Genomic DNA, 7,957 nt, shown 5'->3' with positions numbered 1-7,957 from the left:
CGCTGGACACTCCCACGCCGAACCGCGCCGCCGCTTGCCGCGCCGACATGCCCTCGTCCGAAGCCTTCAAGACCCGCGACCGAAGGTCACCGCTCAATGCTCTTCCCATCGTCCACCTCCCATCGAGGTGGATGTTGAATCAGCACAAAACGCAGCCGTCACATCACAATCGATTCATCGATCACAGGACGTGCTCTAGCGCAACGATTCGCTCCTAATGTGCAGTGGCTAGGGAAGGCCCACTCCGAAATACCGCGTGTGAGCTACATCCAGGATGCGATTGACCAACCTAGAATAACTGTGTCCGGCGGCCCTTGCGGCTAAGGCAAAAAAGCCAGTGGCACCGAGCCCCGGCATGGCGTTAATCTCCAGGACAAAGGGCTTGCCGGAGCGATCGATCCGAAGGTCGACGCGGGCAAAGTCCCGGCACTGGCAGGCACGGAAGGTCGCAACCGAATTATCTCGAAGCACCGTCGCGAGATCGCTCCCGATTTCCGCAGGACAAATTGGGAGCGGCGTCGCGACCGCCATGCTTTTCATTTCCCAATTGAAAAGGCGCGTTTCGTGTTCGCCGAAGTCTTGCTCCACCGGAGGTAGCATTTCGAGCTCTTCGTTTCCGAGCAGCGCGACAGCAATTTCTCGCCCGTCGATATATTCTTCCACGAGCGCATCCTGCGCATACTGCCTGACGATCACTTCTACAGCCTGCCTCAACTGAGCAGGCTCACGTACGAACTGCAGCCCCAAGCTGTCGGAACCGTAACGCGGCTTTACTACCACCGGGAATCGAAGGTCGCCGGTACTCTCTGTGCCAACACGCATCACTCGAAAGTTGGGCGTTGGCACGCCGCGACTGCGGATGAGCATCTTGGTAACCACCTTGTCGTCCGCCAGTCCATACCCGAGCGGGCTCGATCCGGTGTAAGGAACGCCCGCCATTTCGAGCATGGCCGGAACGTGGGCGTAAGGGCACTCGCCCTGAATCCCGCCCGCCCAGTTGAAGACGATTCCCGAAGGGCGGGCCTGCGAATCGGGTGGCATGAACCGCTCGAGTGCTGTGAGCAGTCCTTTATCACCTTCGCACAGCAGGGTCTCGTGGCCGCCCTTTTGCAGTGCTGCCATCAGGCTTTCAAACGTCCTGTCGCCGTGGTATTGCTCCGGACGAGGCTGGCCAAATCGATTGATCACGCCCTTACAGTCGTAGTTAACAACGATAGCTACCCGCATGAGTTACTCCCTAATATTTACCTACTGCCACGTTCGATCACTCGGATTTGGTTAATCGAGGCCAACAACTACGACCCGCGCGCCCCGCCTGTGCTGCCTTTAAGCCGCGAATGGACTCCCGGCTTCTCATACAAACTTCGGCTGCTGCTCCATGGCGCATCAGGTTAGCGAGCGTCCCCTACACATTCTATGTCATCGTCAGATCGTCCGATTCGCTGGAACTCCTCGGTCTACCGCCCTGAAGGTGGTGCGCAGCACCTCATGAAGCGCCACCAATTCGTCCGCAGTTGGCTGCAGGGCCGCGTGGTACATCTTGCCGCTGAGCCGACGCCCATCTGCATGTGACAGGCCTCGCTACCGCCCGTAGGAGCGAAAGAACCAAGCTGCTGCTGGGGGGTCAGCGGAACCTGGGACGGATGCGGCAAAGCTTCGCGGTACAGCACTCAACAGTGCAGTATCTATCGCATGAAGCAGCATCGTTTTAGCAAGTTTCATCTAGACCTCATCGGTTCGAGACCGCCAGATCGCAATCTTGAACGGATATGCAATCGGCGGACCAACGAAGAGATTGTGCGGGTAAGTGGGAAAACCGGGTGTCTCGCGCCGCGACGCGGAATACTTGCGGGTCAGTACACAGGCGCAGCTCGACGGTGCCGGCTCGCGTCTCCCAGTCCTGCCTCGATAACCGGTGCGCTGGACCGTCCGCAGCGGCCCCTTTCTCGCCATAGATGGCGCCCGTAGGCGGCGCGAACCTCCACCTCCATCAGCCGCTCCGGCGGCAAACCCCATCATCTGCCACGAGCGCACGCTAGTCCATCATCTCGCCGATCATCGGTGGTTCCTTCGAATCAGTTTGGCTTCAGCAACCCGAGCCTACGGGGGGAACATCTATGACCACCGCTACGCCGCTCGCGCGCTACAGCGCTGTTGAAGGCGCGATCGCGACCGGCGCCTTCGCCGACGACTTACACCACGTGCTGGGGCACATTCGACACTTTGTCGGGTTAGCGACAAGTTTTGTGTACCAATCCCTCTCGCTTGCCTCAGGCGAGATAGCTGAACGCTGCCATACAATTCTTCTTTGGCTCGATTAGCTATTTGGCGTGAGTTTTGCTGCGTTGGCTTAGGGCGGCGGAAGCTGTCGACTGGTGATAATTGCTAAGGAAACGAACGTGTCACGTATGCGTCAGGATCCCATTCTACGGGAAGAGAGCATCTGCAAAACTCGCGATGAACCCAACCGCCTCTGGATGTAGCCCACCCGCGGCATTTCGGCGTCGGCATACCCTAGCAGGCCGCCCGTACCGAGGATGGACAAGAGCGATCTCGGCGAGAAGATCAAAGCCTTCAAAGTCGTGACACAGATTGAGACGCCTTGCTCTTCTGAAGCCATCATGCCGCGCCCAAGCTGCGAGCGCGAACAGAAGCCCATGCCCACTGGCGATACGATCCGGAAGAAGAGCAGGAGTAAATAGACTTCAATGACCCCGATCAGAGAGGACTCTATTCAAGCCACAAGAGTTCTTAGCGAAAATAAACATCAAATAACTATAAGCTTACGCCTGTCAGTGACGAAGGGGCCGGAAAATGCATCTTGACGGCCTCGCAATGAATATGTTGTGAATTTGTTACACGGACAGTTTGGCGAAGACGGAGGAGTTCAGACGCTTGCGGCGCTTTCAGGCTTAGAGGGCACGTTCGGCGACCCACATGTCGCATCGTTGACGATGAACAAGTATGCAATGTCGTCGATCGTTTCCTCGTTGTTGCCCACTGAAATCGTGAGAGCGCCGAAGACAACACTAATAACACCTAGAAATGTCGACGATGTAATGAAGATGATCCCTACGTCCTGCTTAAGTCCAATTGTAGTGAAACCGAATTAACTTGGTTCATCGCTATTTGCAAAACTTTTTCACAATCCTGCAAGGTCGGGGACGGAGATTGAGGCCCTTCTTCACAAGATATTTGCCTACGACAGTGCAGCTGTGTTACAAGAGCTCATGAGGGGATGAGTATACGTGTGGTTGCATAATAAGTACGTCGGGGGTAGAGCCGCTTCCGGTTTTAAAACTGGAAGCAGATATGCAATTTTGTGGACGAGATCAAAAATATTCGGAAAAAATCGCCAAGAGAAAATGATTAATCTAGATGATAAAATTTCTCATAGCCTGCAATTGTTGGCAAAAACTATTGCTTCTTCTATCGATATTTGATTCGATTCCGAGTTTGTAGAGATATCAAAGATCTGGTTTCTCGAATCTAATTATATTCCAGGAGTGGCTAAAGGGAGCTCATTCGAAAAAATGCTTCACCATTATGGTATGACAGTCATAGGCTTGATAGCATGGGTTGCGGAAAACTCAACTGTCTTCAAAAAGCCAGACCATTACGTCGAATACGAGTGTATATGAAAGTTCGCAGCGGGAGGAGTTGGTCCCAAGGGGCATCATGCGATCGCAGGGCTAGAGCGGTTTTGCTTAAATCGGAGTCGCGGGTTTGCATTGAGTGGCTTGCTCTGATTCCCTGATCGAATCAATTTGCGGAAGGAGCAACTGCATGGCGCGAGCCTACAGCCTGGATTTGCGAAAGCGTGTCGTCGAGGCGATAGACGAAGGTCTGTCGGGAAGCGGCACGCCGGTTTTCGATCGGGATTTCGAAGTCTGGTGCGTGGTATCGCGATTGGCGTTTTCGATCGGCAGGCTGGAGCCTGGCCGGCAGGGCAAGCCAAGATTTCGAAGCTGGATGCGCACGAGACGTTCATTCTCGCCTTGGTGGATACAGATGAGCGGCACATCACGCTTGAAGGTCGTTGCGGAAGGTGACCCGCTTTTATTCGAGGTCTGCCGCGGGACTATTTGAGGTGGTAGCGAAGTTGCCGGCCGCGGAAACGTCTGCAATCCACTCCGTCAGGCTCTTGCTGAAGCTGCGCGGGGCGATGATGTCGCATTCGAATGCGCTCCTGCGCAGCAGGAGGACCGGCACGCGATGGAGGCCGGTGTGGAGCGCCCGTCCCTCGTCCAGCGTCTCCCAATCCACCGGGACGCACCGCTCCAGCACATATTTGAGGCCCCCGCCGGAAAGCCGCAGCCCGACCCTGCCCTCGCCGAGCGGGAGTGCGCAGCCAAGTTCCGGGTCGACATCGATAACCGGCGGCGGGCCGTCACAAAGCAGCCAGAACCGGCGTGGCGCGACGCGGACCACGAGCCGGCTGTCATGACGAGCGGTCTCGCCGGTCTCGTTCGGCAGCGGCCCGCCTAGCGTCCGTTGCAGTTCCGCTTCGAATTGCGCCATCGCGCCGCCCCAGCCCTCCAATTGGACGATCGCGCAGTCATACGCCGCCATTTCGAACCCAGCCACGGTGGGACCTTCAGCCATGGAGCCGTTCTCCCTTCGGGTCGAGGAATAGGGGCGAGACTACCCGGACCCGCACCGTCTGGCCTGCGATCGGATAAGTGGCGACGATCTCGGCACCCTCCTCCGCTGCTTTCCGGGCAAGCAGTCCGAGCCCGATCCAGGCGTCGAGCGTGGGGCTGTAGGTCACGGAAGTGACGCGGCCGAGACCGTGGCCCTGCAACGGCTCGCTAGGCCTGAATAGGATCGCGCCGACGTATAACTGCTTTCCAGGCTCGATGCAGCGCAGCCCGACCAGTCGCGGTCGCTCCGGGTCGCCGAAGGCTTCGCGGCGGCCAAGTACCTCGCCCACATAGCCACTGCGCTTGCCCGCCATGCGGCTGAGCCCTAGGTCCTCGAGCGTCGTCCTGCCGTCGATCTCCGGTCCCGCGACATGGCCCTTCTCAACGCGCAGGGCGCCCAGGGCCTCGACGCCGTAGGGCTTCAAGCCAAAGGGCGCGCCGGCCTCCATCAGCCGGCACCATACCTCCTTGCCCATGCTCGCGCCGACATAGATCTCGTAAGCCCGCTCGCCGGAAAAGCTGAGGCGGATGATGCGCAGGGGCTTGTCGCCATATTTCTCTTCGATCAGCCCCATATGCGGCAACGCCTCGTTTGAGAGGTCTAAATCGGGAAACGCGGCGGCGAGGATATCGCGGCTCTTCGGACCGGCTACCGACATCGCCGCCCATTCGTAGGTGACCGAAGTCACCGAAACGCGCAGGTCGGGCCAAGCGGTATCGAGCAGGAATTCGAGCCGGGACATCACGTCCGCGGCCTTCGCGGTCGATGTCGTCATGAAGAAGTGCCGCTCACCGAGTCGGCTCGTGGTGCCGTCGTCGAAGACGATGCCATCGTCGCGTAACATGACGCCGTAGCGCGCGCGGCCGACCGGCAGCCTGGCAAAGCCGTTGACATAGACCCGGTCGAGGAAGCTGGCTGCGTCCGGCCCGTGTATGTGGATCTTGCCGAGCGTGGAGATGTCCATTAGCCCGGCCGCCTCGCGCACCATCCGCATCTCTGCGACATAGGCGTCGTTCACGTCGCGGCCGGAAGCACGATAGAACCAGGGCCGCATCCAGAGGCCGCCCTCCACCATCTGCGCGCCGTTGGCGACATGCCAGTCGTGCATCGGCGTGTGCCGGATCGGCTTGTAATGATGGCCGATGCCACGCCCGGCCAGCGCCCCGACGGCGACCGGTGTGTAGGGCGGCCGGAACGTTGTGGTGCCAACGTCCGGAACCGCCATGGCGCGCAGGCCGGCCATAATTGAAAGCGCATGGAAGTTGCTTGTCTTACCTTGGTCGGTGCCCATACCGAGTGTGGTGTACCGCTTCAGATGCTCGACTGCCTCGTATCCCTCGCGATGCGCCAGCGCAATGTCAGTGGCGGTCACGTCCATCTGCAGGTCGACGAAGGCCTTGCCTTCGGTAAGTTCAGCTTCTTTTTCGTTCCCATTTCGGGATCGCGGCGCGAACCACCTCTCGCCCGACCGACGGGGGAGATGACGCTCCGGCCTCATGGCGGGGCTTCTGTCCTCCCCCCTCACTAAGTGGGGGAGAGGGGCCGAGCGAAGTGAGGTGGAGAGGGGGTTATCATTAGGTCCCGCATTGATTTCAGTAAGTTTGAGCATGACAGGATGCGCGATCAATTTGGCTGCGCCGCAGAAAGCAGATGCCTCAACCCCTGCACGATGCCCCTCTTCGATCGCGCTGGCTGTGGTGAAGCCTCCCGTCACAGCACCGGCCACGAATTGCCCCGCTCCGAGCTTTCCCGGGACGAAAGCGCAAATGTCTTCGCGATAGATCGGCTTCACCCCGAGATGGGAGGTCAGATGCACCGTCGGCGACCAGCCGGCGGAGACCGCGACCAGGTCGCATCCGATCGTAGTCGAACCAGCAGGTTCGGAAAGCGCGATAGCGCGTACGGCATGCCGTCCCAAAGCGTTGGAAACCAGCGATTTGGTGCGGACGGCGATGCCCTGGCGGCGCGCCTGTTCCAGAAGTTCATGTGCCGGTTCGGCGCGGCTGTCTGCTATCGTCACTTCCGCCCCGGCTGCGGCAAGATCAAAGGCTGCTCTGTAGGCGCTGTCATTGTCGGTCGCAACCACAGCCCTGGTACCCGCCAGGACCGCAAAGCGGTTCAGATAGATCCGCGCCGCGGAGGCTAGCATGATCCCGGGTCGGTCGTTATTGGCGAACGTCAGCGGCCGCTCAATCGACCCAGTCGCATAAAGGATCGATTTCGCGCGCAAAAGCAGTAGCGCCTGGCGCGTTTGCCCTTCTTTCGGATCGGCGGTTCGGGACCCGTGCCGCTCCACGAGCCCGAGCACATTGCCATCATAGGCGCCGAACGCCGTGGTGCGCATCATCATCGAAACATTCGGCATATCGGCGAGCCTTCCAAGCGTTCCGGAAAGCCATTCCCTGGCCTCCGCCCGCTCCGACAAAAGCGTACCGCCGGCCAGAAAATCCTGCTCTACGAGGACCACCCTGGCGCCCGCCTCGCCCGCCACCAGCGCCGCCGAAAGTCCCGCCGGCCCGGTCCCGATCACCGCGACATCCGCGAAGAGATGGCGTACTTCGTAGCGGTCCGGATCAGGTTCTTCTCCCGCGCGGCCCAGCCCCGCAGCCTTGCGGATGAAATGTTCATAGAACATCCAAGCCCGCCGGGTCGGGCCCATGAAGGTCTTGTAGTAGAAGCCCGCCGCCAAGAAGGGTGCGAACAGGCCGTTGATGCCCTGGGCATCGAACTTGAGCGATGGCCAGCGGTTCTGGCTTTCGGCTACCAAGCCGTCCGCCAATTCCACCATGGTCGCCGGCAGGTTCGGCTCGCGCCGCCCGCCGGTTCCTAATGTCACAAGCGCATTCGGCTCCTCGGGCCCCGCTGAATAGATGCCGCGCGGCCGGTGATACTTAAAGCTGCGGCCGACAAGGCGGACGCCGTTTGCCAGCAGTGCCGAGGCGAGCGTGTCGCCGCGAAAACCGGTCATCGCCCTGCCGTCGAAGGTGAATTCGATTGGCTGCGAGCGGTCGATCCGCCCGCCTCCCATGACCCGGCTCATGCGCGCGCCTCCCGAGCAAAGCGGGTCGAGGCGATGGCATGGCTCCGCGTGTCACGCTCGACGACGAGCCATTGTCGGCAGCCCATCACGTGCTGCCAGTATTCGCGATGCAGCCCGGCCGGGTTCTCGCGCACGAAGACGTAGCGGTACCAGGCTTCGAAATCCGGATCGTCATACGCTGGCCGGCTCACCGAGGCGTCTCCGCCATAGCGGAACTCGTCGTGGTCGCGCGGCCCGCAGCAGGGACATTCGATGCGCAGCATGATCTTCCAG

The 7,957-nt window shown here is 59.8% G+C and carries 5 protein-coding genes and 2 pseudogenes; 1 reads left to right on the top strand and 6 read right to left on the bottom strand.

The window, feature by feature from the left end; translation table 11 throughout:
* The 3 genes and pseudogenes from NKH21_RS28090 to NKH21_RS32895 all read right to left on the bottom strand — a co-directional run.
* Positions 1–109 (bottom strand): annotated as a pseudogene (locus tag NKH21_RS28090) (IS630 family transposase); the annotation flags it as partial.
* A 119-nt stretch (positions 110–228) separates the two neighbouring features.
* Positions 229–1,227: a D-alanine--D-alanine ligase family protein gene (locus NKH21_RS28085; protein ID WP_352869063.1), complete on the bottom strand. Its 999-nt coding sequence runs from the start codon at positions 1,225–1,227 to the stop codon at positions 229–231.
* Between the two features lie 634 nt (positions 1,228–1,861).
* Positions 1,862–2,022, bottom strand: a pseudogene (locus NKH21_RS32895) (transposase); the annotation flags it as partial.
* 95 nt (positions 2,023–2,117) lie between these two features.
* Here NKH21_RS32895 and NKH21_RS28080 point away from each other — a divergent pair.
* Complete coding sequence (locus NKH21_RS28080) at positions 2,118–2,321, top strand: hypothetical protein (protein ID WP_352869059.1); 204 nt, start codon at positions 2,118–2,120, stop codon at positions 2,319–2,321.
* 1,738 nt (positions 2,322–4,059) lie between these two features.
* Here the strand turns inward: NKH21_RS28080 and NKH21_RS28075 are convergent.
* From NKH21_RS28075 to NKH21_RS28065, 3 genes are read right to left on the bottom strand one after another with little or no spacing between them, the layout of a single operon-like run.
* Positions 4,060–4,605, bottom strand: coding sequence for a sarcosine oxidase subunit gamma (locus NKH21_RS28075; protein WP_352869056.1), 546 nt, complete (start codon positions 4,603–4,605; stop codon positions 4,060–4,062).
* Entirely contained in the window at positions 4,598–7,684 is a 3,087-nt protein-coding gene (locus NKH21_RS28070) for a 2Fe-2S iron-sulfur cluster-binding protein (protein ID WP_352869053.1), read from the bottom strand. The genes NKH21_RS28075 and NKH21_RS28070 overlap by 8 nt, the downstream gene beginning before the upstream one ends.
* A complete protein-coding gene (locus NKH21_RS28065; protein ID WP_352869050.1) occupies positions 7,681–7,947 on the bottom strand; it encodes a sarcosine oxidase subunit delta in 267 nt (88 codons plus the stop codon). Before NKH21_RS28065 ends, NKH21_RS28070 begins: the two co-directional genes overlap by 4 nt.
* Positions 7,948–7,957: the final 10 nt, after the last annotated feature.

Source organism: Mesorhizobium sp. M1329, from assembly GCF_040318035.1.
Classification (GTDB): Bacteria; Pseudomonadota; Alphaproteobacteria; order Rhizobiales; family Rhizobiaceae; genus Mesorhizobium.
The sequence above is the reverse complement of the archived record's forward strand: the minus strand, read 5'-3'. Positions and strand labels throughout refer to the sequence as shown.